This is a genomic window from Streptomyces sp. NPDC007808, from assembly GCF_042868655.1.
Classification (GTDB): domain Bacteria; phylum Actinomycetota; class Actinomycetes; order Streptomycetales; family Streptomycetaceae; genus Streptomyces.
The window spans coordinates 809,204-827,571 of the sequence record NZ_JBIAEQ010000002.1; the positions used below are offsets into that span (position 1 = coordinate 809,204).

The 18,368-nt window shown below is 72.9% G+C and carries 17 protein-coding genes; 10 read left to right on the forward strand and 7 right to left on the reverse strand.

Annotated features, from left to right (window positions below):
* The first annotated feature begins 60 nt into the window (after nucleotides 1-60).
* On the forward strand, nucleotides 61-1,077 hold the full coding sequence (locus tag ACFYNL_RS09860) for an aspartate-semialdehyde dehydrogenase (protein WP_388799399.1): 1,017 nt from the start codon (nucleotides 61-63) through the stop codon (nucleotides 1,075-1,077).
* Nucleotides 1,078-1,088: 11 nt separating this feature from the next.
* On the opposite strand, the gene ACFYNL_RS09865 is transcribed toward ACFYNL_RS09860, so the two are convergent.
* Nucleotides 1,089-1,559, reverse strand: a complete 471-nt coding sequence (locus ACFYNL_RS09865; protein WP_388799402.1) for a DUF1203 domain-containing protein — start codon at nucleotides 1,557-1,559, stop codon at nucleotides 1,089-1,091.
* Between the two features lie 182 nt (nucleotides 1,560-1,741).
* Between ACFYNL_RS09865 and pepN the strand changes: the two genes are divergently transcribed.
* Nucleotides 1,742-4,333, forward strand: a complete 2,592-nt coding sequence (pepN, locus tag ACFYNL_RS09870; protein WP_388799405.1) for an aminopeptidase N — start codon at nucleotides 1,742-1,744, stop codon at nucleotides 4,331-4,333.
* 111 nt (nucleotides 4,334-4,444) lie between these two features.
* Here pepN and ACFYNL_RS09875 read toward each other — a convergent pair whose 3' ends face one another.
* Nucleotides 4,445-5,407 carry an EamA family transporter gene (locus ACFYNL_RS09875; RefSeq protein WP_388799408.1) on the reverse strand — a complete coding sequence of 321 codons (963 nt, stop codon included), beginning with the start codon at nucleotides 5,405-5,407 and terminating at the stop codon, nucleotides 4,445-4,447.
* 133 nt (nucleotides 5,408-5,540) lie between these two features.
* Here ACFYNL_RS09875 and ACFYNL_RS09880 point away from each other — a divergent pair, with 133 nt between their 5' ends.
* A complete protein-coding gene (locus tag ACFYNL_RS09880; protein ID WP_388799411.1) occupies nucleotides 5,541-6,056 on the forward strand; it encodes a MarR family winged helix-turn-helix transcriptional regulator in 516 nt (171 codons plus the stop codon).
* 54 nt (nucleotides 6,057-6,110) lie between these two features.
* Here the strand turns inward: ACFYNL_RS09880 and ACFYNL_RS09885 are convergent, their stop codons facing one another.
* Complete coding sequence (locus tag ACFYNL_RS09885; RefSeq protein WP_388799414.1) at nucleotides 6,111-7,679, reverse strand: FAD-dependent monooxygenase; 1,569 nt, start codon at nucleotides 7,677-7,679, stop codon at nucleotides 6,111-6,113.
* 234 nt (nucleotides 7,680-7,913) lie between these two features.
* On the opposite strand from ACFYNL_RS09885, the gene ACFYNL_RS09890 reads away from it, so the two are divergent.
* Complete coding sequence (locus tag ACFYNL_RS09890) at nucleotides 7,914-8,498, forward strand: TetR family transcriptional regulator (protein ID WP_388799417.1); 585 nt, start codon at nucleotides 7,914-7,916, stop codon at nucleotides 8,496-8,498.
* Between the two features lie 118 nt (nucleotides 8,499-8,616).
* On the opposite strand, the gene ACFYNL_RS09895 is transcribed toward ACFYNL_RS09890, so the two are convergent.
* The 3 genes from ACFYNL_RS09895 to ACFYNL_RS09905 all read right to left on the reverse strand — a co-directional run bounded on the left by ACFYNL_RS09895 (nucleotide 8,617) and on the right by ACFYNL_RS09905 (nucleotide 11,448).
* Nucleotides 8,617-8,892, reverse strand: a complete 276-nt coding sequence (locus tag ACFYNL_RS09895; protein WP_388799420.1) for a hypothetical protein — start codon at nucleotides 8,890-8,892, stop codon at nucleotides 8,617-8,619.
* 156 nt (nucleotides 8,893-9,048) lie between these two features.
* Nucleotides 9,049-11,187, reverse strand: a complete 2,139-nt coding sequence (gene malQ, locus ACFYNL_RS09900; RefSeq protein ID WP_388799423.1) for a 4-alpha-glucanotransferase — start codon at nucleotides 11,185-11,187, stop codon at nucleotides 9,049-9,051.
* A complete protein-coding gene (locus ACFYNL_RS09905) occupies nucleotides 11,188-11,448 on the reverse strand; it encodes a hypothetical protein (RefSeq protein ID WP_388799426.1) in 261 nt (86 codons plus the stop codon).
* A 221-nt stretch (nucleotides 11,449-11,669) separates the two neighbouring features.
* Between ACFYNL_RS09905 and ACFYNL_RS09910 the strand changes: the two genes are divergently transcribed.
* The 5 genes from ACFYNL_RS09910 (at nucleotide 11,670) to ACFYNL_RS09930 (ending at nucleotide 16,240) form a co-directional block, all read left to right on the forward strand.
* Nucleotides 11,670-12,269: an RNA polymerase sigma factor gene (locus tag ACFYNL_RS09910; protein ID WP_388799429.1), complete on the forward strand. Its 600-nt coding sequence runs from the start codon at nucleotides 11,670-11,672 to the stop codon at nucleotides 12,267-12,269.
* Nucleotides 12,266-13,195 carry a zf-HC2 domain-containing protein gene (locus tag ACFYNL_RS09915; protein ID WP_388799432.1) on the forward strand — a complete coding sequence of 310 codons (930 nt, stop codon included), beginning with the start codon at nucleotides 12,266-12,268 and terminating at the stop codon, nucleotides 13,193-13,195. Before ACFYNL_RS09910 ends, ACFYNL_RS09915 begins: the two co-directional genes overlap by 4 nt.
* A gap of 284 nt (nucleotides 13,196-13,479) precedes the next feature.
* Nucleotides 13,480-14,280: an ABC transporter ATP-binding protein gene (locus ACFYNL_RS09920; RefSeq protein ID WP_388800580.1), complete on the forward strand. Its 801-nt coding sequence runs from the start codon at nucleotides 13,480-13,482 to the stop codon at nucleotides 14,278-14,280.
* Nucleotides 14,277-15,635: a hypothetical protein gene (locus ACFYNL_RS09925; RefSeq protein ID WP_388799434.1), complete on the forward strand. Its 1,359-nt coding sequence runs from the start codon at nucleotides 14,277-14,279 to the stop codon at nucleotides 15,633-15,635. The genes ACFYNL_RS09920 and ACFYNL_RS09925 overlap by 4 nt, the downstream gene beginning before the upstream one ends.
* Nucleotides 15,632-16,240 (forward strand): hypothetical protein, encoded by a 609-nt coding sequence (locus ACFYNL_RS09930; protein ID WP_388799437.1) that lies wholly within the window; start codon nucleotides 15,632-15,634, stop codon nucleotides 16,238-16,240. Before ACFYNL_RS09925 ends, ACFYNL_RS09930 begins: the two co-directional genes overlap by 4 nt.
* 99 nt (nucleotides 16,241-16,339) lie before the next feature.
* Here the strand turns inward: ACFYNL_RS09930 and ACFYNL_RS09935 are convergent, their stop codons facing one another.
* Nucleotides 16,340-16,876 (reverse strand): HNH endonuclease, encoded by a 537-nt coding sequence (locus ACFYNL_RS09935; RefSeq protein ID WP_388799440.1) that lies wholly within the window; start codon nucleotides 16,874-16,876, stop codon nucleotides 16,340-16,342.
* Between the two features lie 318 nt (nucleotides 16,877-17,194).
* Between ACFYNL_RS09935 and ACFYNL_RS09940 the strand changes: the two genes are divergently transcribed.
* Nucleotides 17,195-18,289, forward strand: a complete 1,095-nt coding sequence (locus tag ACFYNL_RS09940) for a mechanosensitive ion channel family protein (protein WP_388799443.1) — start codon at nucleotides 17,195-17,197, stop codon at nucleotides 18,287-18,289.
* The last annotated feature ends 79 nt before the right edge of the window (nucleotides 18,290-18,368 follow it).

Genomic DNA, 18,368 nt, shown 5'->3' on the forward strand with positions numbered 1-18,368 from the left:
CATGATGGAAATGCCTCGGCCATGCAGCAGACACAGACAAGCCACGTAGAAGGAGTCGCCGTGAGGGTCGGAATCGTCGGAGCCACCGGTCAGGTCGGCACGGTCATGCGCAGGATCCTCACGGAGCGCGACTTCCCGGTCACCGATCTGCGCCTGTTCGCCTCGGCCCGCTCGGCGGGGACGGTCCTGGACGGCGTGACCGTGGAGGACGCGGCCACGGCCGACTACAGCGGCCTGGACATCGTGCTGTTCTCGGCGGGCGGCTCGACCTCGAAGGCCCTGGCCCCGAAGGTCGCCGCGCAGGGCGCCGTGGTGATCGACAACTCCTCGGCCTGGCGCCGCGACCCCGAGGTCCCGCTGGTCGTCTCCGAGGTGAACCCGCACGCGATCGCCGACCGCCCCAAGGGCATCATCGCCAACCCGAACTGCACGACGATGGCCGCGATGCCGGTGCTGAAGCCGCTGCACGCCGAGGCCGGCCTGCAGGCGCTGGTCGTCGCCACCTACCAGGCCGTGTCGGGCTCGGGTCTGGCGGGCGTCGACGAACTGTTCGAGCAGGTCAAGAAGGTCGGCGACGACGCGCCCAAGCTGACCCACGACGGCTCGGCGGCGGAGTTCCCCGCGCCGAACAAGTACGTCGCGCCGATCGCGTACAACGTCCTGCCGATGGCCGGCTCGATCGTCGACGACGGTCTGAACGAGACCGACGAGGAGCAGAAGCTCCGCCACGAGTCCCGCAAGATCCTGGAGATCCCCGAGCTGAAGGTCTCGGGCACCTGTGTGCGCGTTCCGGTCTTCTCCGGCCACTCCCTCCAGGTCAACGCCCGCTTCGCCCGTCCGATCAGCGTGGAGCGCGCCAAGGAGCTGCTGGCCGGTGCGCCCGGCGTGGCGCTCACCGACGTCCCGACCCCGCTGCAGGCGGCCGGCCAGGACCCGTCGTACGTCGGCCGCATCCGCACCGACGAGACGGTCGAGCACGGCCTCGCCCTGTTCCTCTCCAACGACAACCTCCGCAAGGGCGCGGCGCTGAACGCCGTGCAGATCGCGGAGCTGGTGGCGGCGGAGCTGAAGGGCTAGGCCACACCCCCTCAGGCCCTGCGGACCTCGTAGAGGAAGCATCCGTACTCGACGGCCCGGACGTGGACGAGCGCCACGGCCGGGTCGTCGAACGCGTTCCGGAGGGCTTGGTCGTCGGCGGCATCGACGAGCTGTCCGCCCAGGATGTGTCCGTCGGCGCAATAGCGGCGGACGATCCGGTGGGCGCTCGCGAAGGGGCGGCCGTCTCCGTCCGGCCCCGCGCAGTCCTCGGCGTGGACGAAGACGGGGCCCTGTTCGTCGTAGGCACCGGGATCCGCACCGGTCCCGGCCGCCCAGCGGCGCAGGGGTGCGTAGGACACGAGCGCGATCCGCTCTCCCGGGCCGCTCGAGCGCAGGCAGCACCTCAGCGGCGCCCCGCCCTCCTCGTCGGTGAACGGGGACAGGGGGCGGCCCGCGTCGTCGGCGGTGCGCAGTTCCCTCAGGGCCGATGGTGTGATGGGGCGTGCGGTGTACGTCGTCATGGCCCCCACACTCGCGCCCGCGGGCCCGGATCGCCGGCGGGATCCGGACGTCGCGTCCCGCCCCGGTAGAGGGGTATCCCCATGAGTTGCCCTCACATCCCCGTGCGAAGCCCCACTCGTCGCCTGATCCCGATGTCCCGTGGAAGGATGACCGAACCCACACATATCGAGGAGATGACCGCGTGCCTGGCACAAACCTGACTCGCGACGAGGCGCAGCAGCGGGCGAAGCTGCTCACCGTTGACTCGTATGAGATCGATCTCGACCTCTCCGGCGCGCAGGAGGGCGGGACCTACCGGTCCGTCACCACCGTGCGCTTCGACGTCGCGGAGAACGGCGCCGACTCCTTCATCGACCTCGTGGCCCCGACCGTTCACGAGGTGACCCTCAACGGCGACCAGCTCGACGCGGCCGAGGTCTTCAAGGACTCCCGGATCGCACTGCCCGGCCTGCTCCAGGGCCGCAACGTGCTGCGGGTCGTCGCCGACTGCGCGTACACCAACACCGGCGAGGGCCTGCACCGCTTCGTCGACCCGGTCGACCAGCAGGCCTACCTCTACACCCAGTTCGAGGTCCCGGACGCCCGCCGCGTCTTCGCGTCCTTCGAGCAGCCGGACCTGAAGGCCACCTTCCAGTTCACCGTGAAGGCCCCCGAGGGCTGGACCGTCGTTTCCAACTCGCCCACGCCGGAGCCGACGGACAACGTCTGGTCCTTCGAGCCGACGCCGCGCATCTCGACGTACGTCACGGCGCTCATCGTCGGCCCGTACCACTCGGTGCACAGCGTCTACGAGAAGGACGGCCGGTCGGTCCCGCTCGGCATCTACTGCCGGCCCTCCCTCGCGGAGTACCTCGACTCGGACGCCATCTTCGAGGTGACCCGGCAGGGCTTCGAGTGGTTCCAGGAGAAGTTCGACTACGCGTACCCGTTCACGAAGTACGACCAGCTGTTCGTGCCGGAGTTCAACGCGGGCGCGATGGAGAACGCGGGCGCGGTGACCATCCGGGACCAGTACGTCTTCCGTTCGAAGGTCACCGACGCCGCGTACGAGACGCGGGCCGAGACCATCCTGCACGAGCTGGCCCACATGTGGTTCGGCGACCTGGTCACCATGGAGTGGTGGAACGACCTGTGGCTGAACGAGTCGTTCGCCACGTACACCTCCATCGCCTGCCAGGCGGCCCACCCCGAGTCGCGCTGGCCGCACTCGTGGACCACTTTCGCCAACTCCATGAAGACCTGGGCGTACCGGCAGGACCAGCTGCCGTCCACGCACCCGATCATGGCCGAGATCCGCGACCTGGACGACGTCCTCGTCAACTTCGACGGCATCACGTACGCCAAGGGCGCCTCCGTCCTCAAGCAGCTCGTCGCCTACGTCGGCGAGGACGAGTTCTTCACCGGCGTCCAGGCGTACTTCAAGCGCCACGCCTTCGGCAACACGCGGCTGTCCGACCTGCTGGGCGCACTGGAGGAGACCTCCGGCCGCGACCTGAAGGCCTGGTCGAAGAAGTGGCTGGAGACGGCCGGCATCAACGTCCTGCGCCCGGAGATCGAGACGGACGCCGCCGGCGTGATCACGTCCTTCGCGATCCGCCAGGAGGCACCGGCGCTGCCCACCGGCGCGCAGGGTGAGTCGACGCTGCGTCCGCACCGCATCGCGGTGGGCGTCTACAACCTGGACGACGCCTCGGGCAAGCTGGTGCGCGACGAGCGCATCGAGCTGGACGTGGACGGCGAGCTGACCGCCGTACCGCAGCTGGCGGGCAAGCGCCGCCCGGACGTGATCCTGCTCAACGACGACGACCTGTCGTACGCGAAGGTCCGCCTGGACGAGCAGTCCCTCGCCTTCGTCACGGAGCATCTGGGTGACTTCGAGGCCTCCCTCCCGCGGGCCCTGTGCTGGGCGTCGTCCTGGGACATGACGCGGGACGGGGAACTCGCCACCCGCGACTACCTCTCCCTGGTCCTGTCGGGCATCGGCAAGGAGTCCGACATCGGCGTCGTGCAGTCGCTCCAGCGCCAGGTCAAGCTGGCGATCGAGCTGTACGCCGCCCCGGCCGCCCGCGAGAGCCTGCTGACCCGCTGGACGGACGCCACGCTGGCCCATCTGCGCGCCGCCGAGCCGGGCAGCGACCACCAGCTGGCGTGGGCGCGGGCGTTCACGGCGACGGCCCGCACCCCGGAGCAGCTGGACCTGCTGGAGGGCCTGCTGGACGGCTCCACGACGATCGAGGGCCTGGCCGTCGACACCGAGCTGCGCTGGGCGTTGGTCCAGCGGCTCGCGGCCGTGGGTCGCTTCGACGAGGCGGAGATCACCGGCGAGTACGAGCGGGACCGGACGGCGGCCGGCGAGCGGCACGCCGCGACGGCCCGTGCGGCCCGCCCGACCGCCGAGGCCAAGGCGGAGGCCTGGTCGTCGGTCATCGACTCCGACAAGCTGCCGAACGCCCTCCAGGAAGCGGTGATCGGGGGCTTCGTCCAGACCGACCAGCGCGAGCTCCTGGCGCCGTACACGGACGCGTTCTTCGAGGTGGTCAAGGACATCTGGGAGTCCCGCTCCCACGAGATCGCCCAGCAGATCGCGGTCGGCCTGTACCCGGCCCTCCAGGTCTCCGAGGAGACCCTGGCCAAGACGGACACCTGGCTGGCCTCGGCCGAGCCGAACGCGGCCCTGCGCCGTCTGGTCTCGGAGTCCCGCGCGGGCGTGGAACGCGCCCTGAAGGCCCAGGCGGCCGACGCGGCCGCGGCGCAGCAGGCGCAGCAGGCGTAGCCGCAGCGGTACGTACGCCACAGGGGGCGCCCGGTCTGCACCGGGCGCCCCCTGATGTCGTATCAGGCCGCCTCGTACGTCCGCGTGGGCGGCGGACCTGAACGGCTCGGTCTACCGGCGCAGCGCCGCACCCGTCACGTCCCTCGGCTCTTCCCGACGGCTCGCTCCGGCGGTGCCGAACGGTCGGCCGCCGAAAACCCCCTTGCCCGCACCGCCGCCCGCGGCCCCGAGCTGCCCGACGACGGTCGCCCCGAACGCGAGAGCCATGCCGGCCAGTTGGACCGGGGTCAGCGCCTGGCCCAGCGCCGCCCAGCCGACCACCGCGGCGGTCAGCGGGGACAGCGGGCCGAGGAAGGTGACCTGGGTGGCGCTGAGGCGGCCGATGCCGCGGAACCACAGCCAGTACGCCACCGCGGTGTTCGCCAGCGCCAGGTACAGGTAACCGCCGACGGCCCGGCCGTCGAGCGCGGGGGGAGCACCCTCGACCAGCAGGGCGAGGGGGGCGATGAGCAGGCCGCCCGCGGTGAGCTGCCAGCCGGTGAGGGCGAGCGGACCGACGCCGTCCGGGCGCCCCCACCGTTTGGTCAGGACGGTGCCGGCGGACATGGCCGCCGTGGCGGCGAGGGCGGCCAGCAGGCCGAGGGCGTCGAGCGCGCCGGCCGCCTTCAGGACCACCAGGCTGACACCGAACGCCGCCACGACACCGGTGAGGACGTTCCGGACCGTCGGCCGCTGCCCCAGCAGCAGCGCGGAGAGGCCCACGACGAACAGCGGGCCGACCGAGCCGACCACGGCCGCCATACCGCCGGGCAGCCGGTACGCGGACAGGAACAGCAGCGGGAAGAAGGCCCCGATGTTCAGCGCGCCCAGGACCGCCGACTTCCACCACCAGGCGCCGCGCGGCAGCACCCGGGCGAGGGCGAGCAGCAGCAGACCGGCCGGGAGTGCGCGCATCAGACCGGTGAACAGGGGGCGGTCGGCGGGGAGGAACTCGGTGGTGACGGCGTAGGTCGTGCCCCAGGAGACGGGGGCGAGGGCGGTGAGGAGTATGAGGGCGGCGCGGTTGGCGGCCATGGGTCGGCACCCTTCGACAGATACCCGGGAAATCGGTCAGCAGAAAAGTAGCTTAGCGCTAAGCAACTTTCCGTCAAGCTACTTCCGCGCTACTTTCTTGCGGCTGACCGTTCTTCGCCCGATACTCGGGGTCATGAGTGCACCCCCGCCCCGACGCAAGGACGCCGTCGACGCGATCATCGACCAGTGGGCGCAGGTGCGGCCCGACCTCGACACGACCGCGATGGAGGTCTTCGGGCGGATCTACCGCCTCACGCACACGATGGGCGCCCGGATGGACTCGGCGTACGCCCGGTTCGGGATCTCACGGGGCGAGTTCGACGTCCTGGCCACCCTGCGTCGCTCCGGCGAGCCGTACACACTCCCGCCCCGCCGGCTCTCGGCGACGCTGATGCTCACCACGGGCGGTATGACCGGCCGCCTCGACAAGCTGGAGCGAGCGGGGCTCCTGCGCCGCTCCCCCGACCCGCACGACCGCCGGGGCCTGAACGTCACCCTCACCGCGGAGGGGCTGACCCTCGTCGACGAGGCGGTCACCGCCGGACTCGCCGTCCAGACGGAGGCCCTGTCCGTCCTGGACGACGAACAGGCCGGCCAACTGGCCGACCTGCTCAGGGAGTTGCTCGCGGGGACGCACGAGTCCCGGTGAGGGCCGGGAACGCAGCGGCACACGTGCGGTGACGGGCCCGGGAGCGGGTTGCGCTCACCCGACGTGAGCGGCGACCGCGCGCTCGACGTCGGCCGCGTCCGCGCCCTGCGCCGCCCAGGCCACATACCCGTCGGGCCGCACCAGCACAGTCGTACGGCTCTCGCTCGCCCAGCGCTCCACGGTGAGCCGGCCCTCGCGGGCACCCCTCCCGTCATGCGCCGCCGAAGCCGCCGGCTGGATCAGCACGAACCGTCCGCCGCGCAGCGCCTCGTAGAGGCGACCGCTCTTCAGGGCGACGTCGGGCGCGCGCCTGCCGACGAGGCGGTGGGAGCCGCGCGGAGCGGGGTAGCGGTAGCCGATGCCCGAGATCTGGGCCAGAGCCCTCGCCCGGGCGGGCGGGAGCGCGCCGAGGACACCGGAGACGAGGGCCCGCACGGCACGCAGCGCCGGGCTCTGCGCCCGGGCCAGCCGGACCAGTCCGCCACTGCTGCGCAGCACGGCCCTGCCGACCGGGTGCCGCTCGGCCTGGTAGGTGTCCAGCAACCCCTCGGGCGCCCGCCCCTCGACCGCCGCGACGAGCTTCCAGCCGAGGTTCGCCGCGTCCTGCAGGCCGGTGTTCATGCCCTGACCGCCGGCCGGTGAGTGCACGTGCGCGGCGTCGCCGGCCAGGAAGACCCGCCCGACCCGGTACTCGGGGACCTGCCGCTCGTCGCTGTGGAAGCGGGAGAGCCAGCGGGCGTCGTGCATCCCGAAGTCGGTGCCCAGGGCACGACGGGTGACCTCCCTGACCTCGTCGAGGTCGAGCGGGGCGTCGTCGGGGACCTCGTTGCGGCGGTTCCAGCCCATGACGCGGTACCAGCCGTCGCCGAAGGACGCGATCATGGCGAAGGCGTCGCCCGTGCCGTTGACGGTGAGCACGCTGTCCGGCCGGTCGGCGAGGCGGACGTCCGCCAGGAGGAGGGACCGGATGACGGAGACACCGGGGAAGGGCAGGCCGAGCGCCCGGCGTACGGCGCTGCGGTGGCCGTCCGCCCCGACGACGTAGAGCGCCCGGCGGGTGACGACCGCCCCGTCCGCGCCGCGGATGCCGAGATCGACCCCGCTGTCGTCCTGCCGCAGCCCCACGACCTCGCTCTCGTACAGGAACTCGACACCGGCCTCCCGCGCCCGCTCCTCCAGCAGCCGCTCGACCTCGTACTGCGGGGTGATCAGCAGGTACGGGAAGCGGGACGGCAGGGTGCCCAGGTCGAGCGAGAGCCGGCGGAACAGCCGCAGTTCGGTGAGGGTGCTGCCGGTGGCGAGCAGCCGGTCGGCGAGGCCTCGGGCGTCGAGTTGTTCCAGGGTGCGGGCGTGCACGCCGAAGGCACGGGAGAGGTTGCTGATCTTGCGGGGGCGCTTCTCGACGAGGGTGACGGGGACGCCGGCGGCGGCGAGGTCACCGGCGAGCAGGAGGCCGGTGGGACCGGAGCCGACGACGATGACGGGGTGGACGTGGGGGCGGGGGTGGGGGGAGGCGGGCTCCGTGTCCGTGTCCGTGTCCGCAGGAGTGTTCGCAGCGGCGTTCGTGGCGGTGTCGATCGTGGTGTCCGTGTCGGTGCCGGTCGTGGTCTCGGTGCCGGTCATGACGGCCTCGCCTCCTGTGGGTGCCAACATTCGTTGGTCAACGTCTGTTGGCAAGCGTAGGGGCGAGCCGGGGATCAAGTCAACACTTGTTGGCCTACACTTGTTGGCACGCGTTTGTCGGCGCATGCCTGGCGGCACACACTCGTTGGCGCACACTCGTTGGCACGCACTCGTTGGCCTACACTTGTTGGCACACGTTTGTTGGCCCACGCGCGTTGGCCTACATTGGTCGACATGACAGAAGGCAAGGCCCCCGCCCCGTCGCGCCGCTCCCAGGCCACCCGCACGGCGATCCTCGACGCGGCCCGCGAGCGCTTCGCGGCCGACGGCTACGAACGCGCCACCATCCGCGCCATCGCCAGGGACGCGAACATCGACCCCTCGATGGTGATGCGCTACTACGGCAACAAGGAGGGTCTGTTCGCGGCGGCCGTCGCCATCGACCTGCGGCTGCCGGACCCGGCGTCCCTGAACCGGGACGACGCCGGCCGCGCGCTCGTGACGCACTTCCTGGCCATGTGGGAGGAGAACGAGGTCCTCACCGCCCTCCTCAGGGTCGGCGCGACCAACCAGGCCGGGGCCGAACGCATGCGGGGCGTCTTCGGGGACCAACTGCTGCCGCTCGCCCGCCGGATGTGCCCCGACCCCGAGCAGGCGGCGGCCCGGGCGGCGCTGGTGTCGTCACAGTTGCTGGGGCTCGCGCTCACGCGGTATGTCCTGCGGTTCCCGCCCACGGTGGCACTGGCCCCCGAGGAACTCGTGGCCTGGCTGGCGCCCACGGTGCAGCGCTATCTGACGGCGCCCTACCCGAAGGTGTGAAAGTCGCCCGCCGGTGAACACACCGAGGGCGCCGGCCTCGTCCCGTACGGCGGATGCGCGTACGTACGACGGGGCCGGCGCCCTCGGGAAGCGCGCGGCGGACTCGAAGAGCCTCGCGTCAGACCTTGGCGTCGGCCTTGGTCTGGATGTTGGAGCTGGTGGTGTCCTTCTGCTTGTGCGACTTGTCCAGGACCATCACCAGCCCGGCGATGACCAGGAACAGCACGGTCGGGGCCAGGACGAACTGGGTCACCGTCTCGATCACGCTCAGACCCGGACCCGGGTCGTCGCCGTCGTCACGCGTGAGCGCGAGCGCAGGGGACGACATGAGCAGCATCATCAGCGTCGTACCGGCGGCCAGGGCGCCGGCGCGCAGGGCGTTCTTCTTGTCCACGGTCCCAAAAGTACAGAACGCCACGAGGGGCCGCGCGCCCGGGGTGCCGTACGGCCCCCGGCCCGCCCGGCGGGCCCGTCACCCCTCCCCCGCCGGGGCACCCGTCCACCGCGTCGGCGCCCGGCCGCTCCCGCCCTCGTGCCGGGCTCTGTCCGGTCACCCGCGGCGCCGGGCGACCCCGTCCCTCAGCACCTCCACCAGTCTGCGCACCCTGGGCGAAGCCGCCAGCTCCTCCAGTGTCAGCGGCCTCCCTGTCGCGTCCGCGATCGGCAGCCGCCAGTTCGGGTACTGGTCCCATGTGCCCGGCAGGTTCTGCGGGCGGCGGTCGCCCACCCCGTCGGGGAGCCAGACGCCGACCATGCGGGCCGGTGTGCGCAGCAGGAAGCGGTGGACGGCCTGGATCTCGGCCTCCTCCTGCGAGGCGCAGCGCCCGCCGCCCGTGCCCCGCAGCAGTCCCAGCCGGGACAGCAGTGCCAGCCACTCCGCGGTGTCCGCCGAGGCCTGCGCGCGTTCCTGCTCCAGGGGGCGGGTCAGCAGGCCGAGGCTGTCGCGCAGTTCCACGTGCTCGCCGGTGAGGCGGGCCGCGGTGGACGGCAGGTCGTGGGTCGTGGCGGTGGCGAGGCAGTCGGAACGCCACGACTCCGGCGGCAGCGGACGGCCGTCCCCGGCCCAGTCCCGCTCGAACCACAGCACGGACGTGCCCAGGACGCCCCGTGCGCGTAGCGTCTCCCGCACCCCCGGCTCCACCGTGCCGAGGTCCTCGCCGATCACCAGGGCCCCGGCCCGGGACGCCTCCAGCACCAGGATCGCGAGCATGGCCTCGGCGTCGTAACGCACGTACGTCCCCTGCGTCGGCGCGTGTCCCTGCGGCACCCACCACAGCCGGAACAGCCCCATGACGTGGTCGATCCGCAGCGCGCCCGCGGAGCGGAACAGGGCCCGCAGCAGCAGACGGTACGGCGCGTACCCGGACCCGGCCAGCCGGTCCGGCCGCCACGGCGGCAGCCCCCAGTCCTGGCCGCGGGCGTTGAAGGCGTCAGGCGGGGCGCCCACCGACATCCCGGCCGCGAAGTACTCCTGCTGGGCCCAGGCGTCCGCGCCCCCGGGATGGACCCCGACCGCCAGGTCGTGCACGATCCCGACCGGCATGCCCGCCTCCCGGGCGATCCGCTGGGCGTCGGTCAGCTGGGTGTCGGTGAGCCAGGCGAGACGGCAGTGGAAGTCGACGCGGTCCATCAACTCCCGGCGCGCACGGGCGGTTTCGGGCGAGCGCGGGTGCCGCAGTCCGGCCGGCCACCGTTGCCAGTCCGAGCCGTGCACCTCGGCCAGCGCGCACCAGGTGGCGTGGTCCTCCAGCGCCTCCCCCTCCCGTGCGAGGAAGTCGGCGTACGCGGCCCGCCGCCCCGGCCCGAGGGGCACCTCGCGCAGCAGCTCCAGTGCCTCCCGCTTGGCGGCCCACACCGCGTCCCGGTCGATCAGCGCCCCCTTCTCCAGCACCGCCTCCCGCAGCCGCCCGGCCCGCTCGCTGAGCGTCCGCACCCGCTCGCGGTCCTCGACGTACGCGAACTCGGGCACGTCCTCGATCCGCAGGTGCACCGGGTCGGGGAAGCGGCGGGAGGACGGGCGGTAGGGGGAGGGGTCGGTCGGGGCTCCGGGTACGGCCGCGTGCAACGGGTTGACCTGCACGAACCCGGCGCCGAGCGCCCGTCCGGCCCAGGCGGTGAGCTCGGCGAGGTCACCGAGGTCGCCCATGCCCCAGGAGCGGCGGGTCAGAAGGGAGTAGAGCTGGACGAGGAAGCCGTACGAGCGTCCGGGCGGCGTGGGCAGGCCGGGCGGGGCGACGACCAGGTGACTGGTCGCCGTACGGCCGTCGGGGGTGGTCGCGGTCAGTCGATGGACGCCGGGCGGGAGTTGATCGAAGGCGGTGCGGGTGCCGCCCTGTTCGGTCTCGATCCGCAGCCGGGTGCCGGGGGGCAGCGCGGCCCGCAGGTCGGGCTCGGCGCCGCTCCAGCACACCACCGTCGGGGGCAGCAGCCGCTCGCTCAGCTCCTGTTCCCGTGCGGCGAGCGCGGCGCCGACGGCCGCGGGTGTGCTCGCGTCGACGTCGAGGGCGGCCAGGGCGAGCGTGAGAGCGGTGGCGGAGGCGGTGACCGTACGGCCCGGGGACGGCTGGTAGGAGGGGGCGACGCCGTACAGCTCGGCGAGCCGGGACAGTTCGTCGGAAGGGGGGTCCTCGGGGTGTTCGGGCCCCGCGGGCTCCTGGGGTGAGGCTTCGGCCGGCCGCTGTGCTGTCATCTACGGCCTCGTGGCATCCATGTCCAAGTCCATACCGGTGTCCATACCCAGGTCCATGCCCATGTCCCAGGTCGCCGCCTCACTCGTCAACGGCGCGGCGTCGGCGAGGGGCGGCTCGCTCGTGAGGGGCTCGGCGTCGGGGAGGGGTGGTTCGCTGGTGAGCGGGGCTTCGGCGCAGGCGCCCTCGGCGCTGAAGACGCAGGCGTGCATCTCGGGCTCGAAGGGCGCCTCAGGTTTGGACAGGGCCGATGCTGTGGCCATGGGGGCCTCCTTGTCGGGTACGACGTGGTGGTTACGGCAGCCCTACCCAGCGGACGCGGCGGCAGACGTACCGACCGCGGCAACGTGCCTCTCATCACATTCCGCTGCGCGTGCCGCCGCCCATTCCGCTCCACGTTCCGCTGCGGAAAAGGAAGTCCGGCGGACCGTGAACCGGCCGCCGAGATCCTGTCGATAGACGGGGTGTGAGACTGTTCCGCCCCATGGGGGGTCACCGGGAGGACGAGGAGGACTCGGACGCGGCGCTGTTGCGTGCTGTCGCGGGCGGGGACTCTGCGGCCATGGCCACGCTGTACGACCGCCACGCGGGGTGGCTGCACGCGCGGCTGAGCCGGCGCTGCGCCGATCCGGAGGTCGTGCGCGAGGTGCTGCAGGACACGTTCGTCACGGTCTGGCGGTCGGCGCGCAAGCACCGGGGCGAGCAGACCGGCGGCTGGCTGTGGACCATCGCGGCGCGCCGCCTGGTCGACGCGCTGCGCGTGCGGGAGCGGGCGACGCGGCTGGAGACCACGTCGATGGACGAGGCCACGGCCGGGTACGACCGGGCGGCCGCGCCGTCGGTGGAGGAGCGGGTGCTGGCGGGCCTGGAGTACGGCGATGTCGGCACCGCCCTCGACCGGATCTCGCCCGAGCTGCGCGAGGTGCTGCGCGCCACGGTCGTCGACGGGCTCACCACCCGGGAGACCGCCCGGCTGCTCGGCATACCGGAAGGCACCGTGAAGTCCCGCGCGACCCGCGCCCGCGCGGAACTCCGCGCCGCCCTGACCCAGTTGCACCCGTCCCCGCTGGGAGGACCGGCATGACCGGCTGGCACGCGTCCGACGACCTGGTCACCCGCTACGCCGACGGCTCCCTGCCGGAGCCCGACGCCTGGTCCCTGGAAAGGCATCTGGAGTCCTGCGGCTCCTGCGCGTCCCGGGTGTCGGGCGCGGTTCGGCTGACGCCGGCCGGCCCGGTGCTGGCCGAGCTGCGGGAAGCGGTCCTGGGGGCGGCACCGAGGGATGCGCGGGCGGCGGCGGGGGCACCCGCTCCGGCACCGGAGTCCGTACGGCTCCCCGACGGCACCCCGACCCGTGTGCGGCGGCGGGGCGTCCTCGCCGTGGGCTCCCGCCTCACCCGGATGCTGTGGGCCGCCGGCCCCGCGGTGCGCGGGGCATGGTCGCTGGCCGTGCTGTGCGTCGCGCTCGGCGCGGTCGCGCTGGCACGGGGCGCCGGCTTCGAGGGTGCGCGGCCCCTGCTGCTGGCGGTCGCACCCGTCGTACCGGTCCTCGGAGTCGCCTCGTCCTACGGCGCCCACGCCGATCCGCTCCACGAGATCACGGCGGCCACCCCGTCCGCCGGGCTCCGGCTGGTGCTGATCCGGACGGCCGCCGTGCTGGCGGTGAGCCTGCCGCTGCTGACCTCGGCGGGGCTCCTGCTGCCGTCCTCGGGCGCGCCGGCCGCGGTCGCCTGGCTGCTGCCCGGCCTCGCCCTGACGCTGGCCACGCTGGCCCTGGCCGCATGGATCGGGATCCGTGCCGCCACGGCCCTGACTGGCGGCGGCTGGCTGTGTGCCGTCCTCGCCCCCGTGCTCACCGCTCCGGGACGGCCTCTCACGCGTCTGGCCGAGCAGCTCTCGGCCTGTCTCGACGGCGCTCCGGCACAGGGCGCCTGGGCCGGAGCGGCCCTGGTCTGCGCCGCCCTGCTGGCCGCGCGCCGCCCGGACTTCGGCCGAGCGCAGCGGCGCTGAGCGACGGACAGGGCCGCCGCTGCGTGCGGACGGCCCGGCCACCGGCGCCGTCCGGCGCACCACCGGCGCTGTCCGACGCACCACCGGCCTTGTCCGACGCACCACCGGCGCTGTCCGACGCACCACCGGTCCTGCCCGACGCACCACCGGTCCTGCCCGACGCACCACCGGTCCTGCCCGACGCACCACCGGCCCTGCCCGACACACCACCGGCCCTGCCCGACACACCACCGGCCCTGCCCGACGCACCCGAACCACCCAAGCACCCGAACCCTGGAGTTCCCTTGCCCGCCATCCGAGTCACCGGCCTACGGGTCCGGCACCGCAAGACCGTCGCCCTCGACGCGCTGGACCTCGACTTCGGCCCCGGAGTGCACGGTCTGCTCGGCCCGAACGGTGCCGGGAAGACGTCGCTGATCCGCGTCCTGGCCACGGTCGCCGAGCCGTCCGGAGGCCGGGTGGAGATCCTCGGCGAGGACACCGGTGAGCACCGGCGGCGCGGCACGGTGCGGCGGCGCCTGGGGTACCTGCCGCAGGACTTCGGCTACTACCCGGGCTTCACCGTGCGGGAGTTCGTCGCGTACGTCGCATGGCTGAAGGAGATGCCCGCAGCCGGCATCCCCGCCGCGGTGGAAAGGGCCGTCGCCCGCGTCGGCCTCGCCGACCGCATCGACGCGAAGGTCCGTACGCTGTCCGGCGGCATGATCCGCCGAGTCGGCATCGCCCAGGCCGTCGTCAACGACCCGCAGGTGCTGCTCCTCGACGAGCCGACCGCCGGTCTCGACCCCGAACAGCGGGTGGAGTTCCGTGCGTTGCTGCGCGAGCTGGGCGCCTCGGCCACGGTCATCGTCTCCACCCACCTCGTGGAGGACGTGGCGGCGGCCTGCACGGAGGTCACGCTCATCGACGCGGGCCGCGTGGCCTACCGCGGCACACCCGAGTCCCTCGCGGCTCTCGGTGAGACGGCGGCCGACGTGAGCGGCGACAACCCGATCGAGCGCGGCTACACGGCCGCGCTGCGCTCCCACCGCGCCCCCGACCTCGCCGCACACGCGGCCGGCGCCCACGGAGGAACGGCGCGATGACCCTCGTAGCGGACAAGAAGAGCCACCGACCGCGGTCCCTCGCCCCGGCCCGCGGGTCGCACCATCCCCTTCGTGCCGAGTTCCTGCGCGGCTTCGCCCCCTGGACCGGCGCGGCCCTGCTGCTCGTGCTCGTCGTCGGCATGGCCGGCACATCAGCGCAGTGGCAGGGCGGTTGGGGCGAGACCCGGCAACGGCTGCATCTGACGGCCCAGTTGCTCGGTGTCCCGCTGGCCCTGGCCGCCGGCGGCCTGCAGGGCGCCCGGGAACGCCGCCGCCGTACCGAGGAGTTGCTGGCGACGGCCGTGCGGGGTCCGCTCGCCCGGTCGCTGGCCGCCGCGCTGCCGGTGGCGTGCTGGGTGGTCGCCGGTCACGCCGTCGCCGCGGCCCTCGTTCTGCTCGCCACCGCGTTGTACGCCACCGGTGACGAGCCGGACCTCGTGACGCCGCTCACGGACACCGTCGCCCTGGCGTCCGCCGTCCTGGTCGGCCATGTGGTGGGCCGGCTGCTGCCTCGGCGGCTGACGGCACCGCTGCTCGCGGTCGCCGGGTACGCCGTCCTCGGTGTCATGGCGTACGACAGCACCGGCCCGCTGCGTGAGCTGTCCCCCATCGGCAGCAAGTCGGTCACCGACGTACCGGTGTGGTGGCAGCCGGCCGCGATGGCCGTGTGGACGGGCGGTCTCGCGGTGGCCGCGGTCCTCGGGTACGCCGCCCGGCGCCGGTTCACGGCCCTGCTGCCGCTGGCCGCCGCGACGGCGGCGGGTGCGCTGCTGGTGCAGACCGGCGACGCCCTGTGGCACACCGCCCCGGTCGCCCGGCGCCAGGTGTGCGACACCTCCACCACCCCGCACATCTGCGTCAACGCCCGCTACGAGAGCCTCCTTCCGCAGGTCACGGATGCCCTGTCCGGCCTGACGGGCCGACTGGAGGGCGTGCAGAACCTCCCGGTCCGCTTCACCGACCTGCCGGGCGAGTCCGGCCCGGACGAGGTCGACCTGCCGATGCTCACACCGATCGGCTGGAGTGTCGTACGGGGCCGGCTCACCGATCAGCGGCGGTACGCGTGGGAGGCCGGGATGGCGTTGTACAGCCGGGACCAGTGCAACGCGGCCGTCGACCCGGAGGTGGCCTGGACCGACGACGCCGTGGAGCACTATCTGGCGCCGAGTCCGTCGGAGCGGCGGTTCGACGAGCTGGCCGCCGAGGGCGACAAGGCCGACCGCGCCGAGCTGCGGGCCCGGCTCGCCGCCCGCGCCCGGCTGCTGGCGATGGGCGAGGAGGAGCGCCGGGCCTGGCTGTCCGCGTACTTCGCGACCGCGCGCGCGTGCGACCCGAGCGAGGTGCCGGCCCTGTGACGACCTCCGGACCGCTGCTCTACGCCCGCTCGCGCACTCTCCCGCGCACCGTCGCCCTGCTGGTCGCGACCGCGGGGCTCGCGCTCTGGGCCGCACACGGCCTGGACGCCTTCCTGGACCCCGAGCGGCGGGTCCCGGTGGTCGCGCTCGCCCCGCTTGCCGCGGCCGCGGTGATCGGCGTGAGCCTCCACACGGCTTCCGACGAACTGGACCGCACGGCCGTACGCCCGTGGTGGCGCCGTCGCCTGGTCCATCTGCTGGCCCTCACGGCCCTGGCCGCCGCGCTGCTGCCGTGGGCGGTGTTCGGGCACATGTCGTGGTTCGGCCCGCCGGCCATGATCCGCAACACCCTCGGCTGTGTCGGCCTCACCGCGGCCTCGGCCGTGCTGCTCGGCGCCCGGCTGAGCTGGCTGCCGGTGTTCGGATACGTCAGCGCGGTGTACGTGGCGTCCGCGGGCCTGCGCGGCGGCTCGGTGCCGGTGTGGGCCTGGCTCGTCCAGCCGTCCGGGCAGGCGGACGCGTGGCTGGTGGCCCTGGTGACCTTCGTGGGCGGGGGCCTGCTGTACCTGCGGCGGGGGGCGCGGGCGGAGGGGCCGCGTCACTGAAGCGGGCGGGCCGGTGCCGGGCGCGGGTCGGTTCCCCTGCCCGGCGCCGGGCCGCCTCGCCGGCGCGTGCCGCACCGGCGTACACAAAAGCCCGGATCCTCAGGCGGAGATGCCGTCGATCCGGGCCATGGCGTCGTCCGCGCCGTACGGCTGCAAGTACGGCAGCCAGCGCGGGTCCCTATGCCCGGTGCCGATGATGCGCCAGGCCAGACCGGTGGGTGGTGCAGGTTTGTGGCGCAGCCGCCAGCCGATTTCGAACAGATGTCGGTCGGCCTTCACGTGGTTGCAGCGGCGGCAGGACGCCACCACGTTGTCCCAGACGTGCTTGCCCCCGCGGCTGCGCGGGATGACGTGGTCGACGCTGGTTGCGACGCCACCGCAGTACATGCACCGGCCCCCGTCGCGCGCGAAGAGCGCCCTGCGGGTCAGAGGAACGGGCCCCCTGTAGGGAACCCGGACGAAACGCTTGAGCCGGACCACGCTGGGTGCGGGGACTGTGACGGTTGCGCTGTGCAGATAGGCGCCGGACTCCTCAAGGCATACGGCCTTGTTCTCCAGGACGAGGACGAGCGCGCGGCGGAGCGGTACGACGCCGAGTGGCTCGTACGACGCGTTGAGGACCAGGACATGCGGCACGGATGCCTCCTTGGGCGTCGGCGGCGCGTGGCTCGCGCCGGGACGATCTGTTAGTCAGTCTCCCCTCTTGCCTGGTGAAAGCGCCACCATGTCCCGGTAACGGGCTGGGAGTGTTTTCGACCACATCTGATTCATCCCCCGAACGGCGAACTGTTCATCCCACCAGTTCATCCCCAGGTGGGCACGGTTTCTCCCTCGAACATCGCGACGATCCCCACACGATGCCCCGATAGTGTGGTGAGCCTGCCCCATCGGTGACCTTTTCGTGACCTTGACCATCTGCCGGTGGGGCGGGCCGCTGCACTGGAGGTACCTGCCGTGTCCTTGCCCGCCGTCCTACTGGCCGTCGGACCGACGCCGTCGCCGTCTCCCGCCGAGACGACAACCCCGGCCGTTCCCTCGATCCAGGACGCCCAGGAGAGCGCCAACCAGGCCGCCAGCTGGGTCGAGCAGAACTGGTCGACCTGGCTCGCGATAGGCCTCAAGGTCCTGCTGATCCTGGTGATCGCGGCAGTGCTGAGAGTGGTGATCCGCAGGGCGATCACCAAGCTCATAGACCGGATGAACCGCACGGTCCAGGCGGTGGACGGCACGGCCATCGGCGGCCTCCTGGTCAACGTCGAACGCCGCCGTCAGCGCTCGCAGGCGATCGGCTCGGTCCTGCGCTCGGTGGCCAGCTTCGTGATCATGGGCACCGCCGCCCTGATGATCCTCTCCGCGTTCCAGATCAACCTGGCCCCGCTGCTCGCCTCGGCCGGTGTCGCGGGCGTGGCCATCGGTTTCGGCGCCCGCAACCTCGTGACGGACTTCCTCTCCGGCGTCTTCATGATCCTGGAGGACCAGTACGGCGTCGGCGACACCGTCGACGCGGGCGTCGCCTCCGGCGAGGTCATCGAGGTGGGCCTGCGCGTGACCAAGCTGCGCGGCGACAACGGTGAGATCTGGTACGTCCGCAACGGCGAGGTCAAGCGCATCGGCAACCTCTCGCAGGGCTGGGCGACGGCCGGCGTGGACGTCACGGTCCGCTCCGGCGAGGACCTGGACAGGGTCAAGGCCACCATCGACGCGGTCGCCGAGCGGATGAGCAGGGAGGAGCCCTGGAACGAGCTCCTGTGGGGCCCGATCGAGGTCCTCGGCCTGGACAGCGTGCTGCTGGACTCGATGGTGGTCCGGGTGTCCGCCAAGACCATGCCCGGCAAGTCCCTGACAGTGGAACGGGAACTGCGCTGGCGCATCAAGCGCGCCTTCGACGCCGCCGACATCCCGATCGTGGGCCAGGCACCCGTCCTGACGGACGAGAACTCCCCGTCCGACCCCACGGCCGGCATGGCAGCCCCGTCCGCATACGCCAACACCGCCTCCCCACAGGCCCAGGCGGCCACACCGCTGACGCCGCCGAGCGTTACCAAGTAGGCCGCTGGTCGGCGGAGGGCGGAACCCGACTCGTCGGGGCGGACGGGCTTGGCCGGATGGGCGCGGAGCACAACAGGCC

Coding starts and splice junctions, on each gene's coding strand:
- ACFYNL_RS09865 (WP_388799402.1), bottom strand. CDS start 1,559: ATGACGACGTACACCGCACGCCCCATCACACCATCGGCCCTGAGGGAA.
- ACFYNL_RS09875 (WP_388799408.1), bottom strand. CDS start 5,407: ATGGCCGCCAACCGCGCCGCCCTCATACTCCTCACCGCCCTCGCCCCC.
- ACFYNL_RS09880 (WP_388799411.1), top strand. CDS start 5,541: ATGAGTGCACCCCCGCCCCGACGCAAGGACGCCGTCGACGCGATCATC.
- ACFYNL_RS09885 (WP_388799414.1), bottom strand. CDS start 7,679: ATGACCGGCACCGAGACCACGACCGGCACCGACACGGACACCACGATC.
- ACFYNL_RS09890 (WP_388799417.1), top strand. CDS start 7,914: ATGACAGAAGGCAAGGCCCCCGCCCCGTCGCGCCGCTCCCAGGCCACC.
- malQ (WP_388799423.1), bottom strand. CDS start 11,187: ATGACAGCACAGCGGCCGGCCGAAGCCTCACCCCAGGAGCCCGCGGGG.
- ACFYNL_RS09905 (WP_388799426.1), bottom strand. CDS start 11,448: ATGGCCACAGCATCGGCCCTGTCCAAACCTGAGGCGCCCTTCGAGCCC.
- ACFYNL_RS09910 (WP_388799429.1), top strand. CDS start 11,670: ATGGGGGGTCACCGGGAGGACGAGGAGGACTCGGACGCGGCGCTGTTG.
- ACFYNL_RS09915 (WP_388799432.1), top strand. CDS start 12,266: ATGACCGGCTGGCACGCGTCCGACGACCTGGTCACCCGCTACGCCGAC.
- ACFYNL_RS09925 (WP_388799434.1), top strand. CDS start 14,277: ATGACCCTCGTAGCGGACAAGAAGAGCCACCGACCGCGGTCCCTCGCC.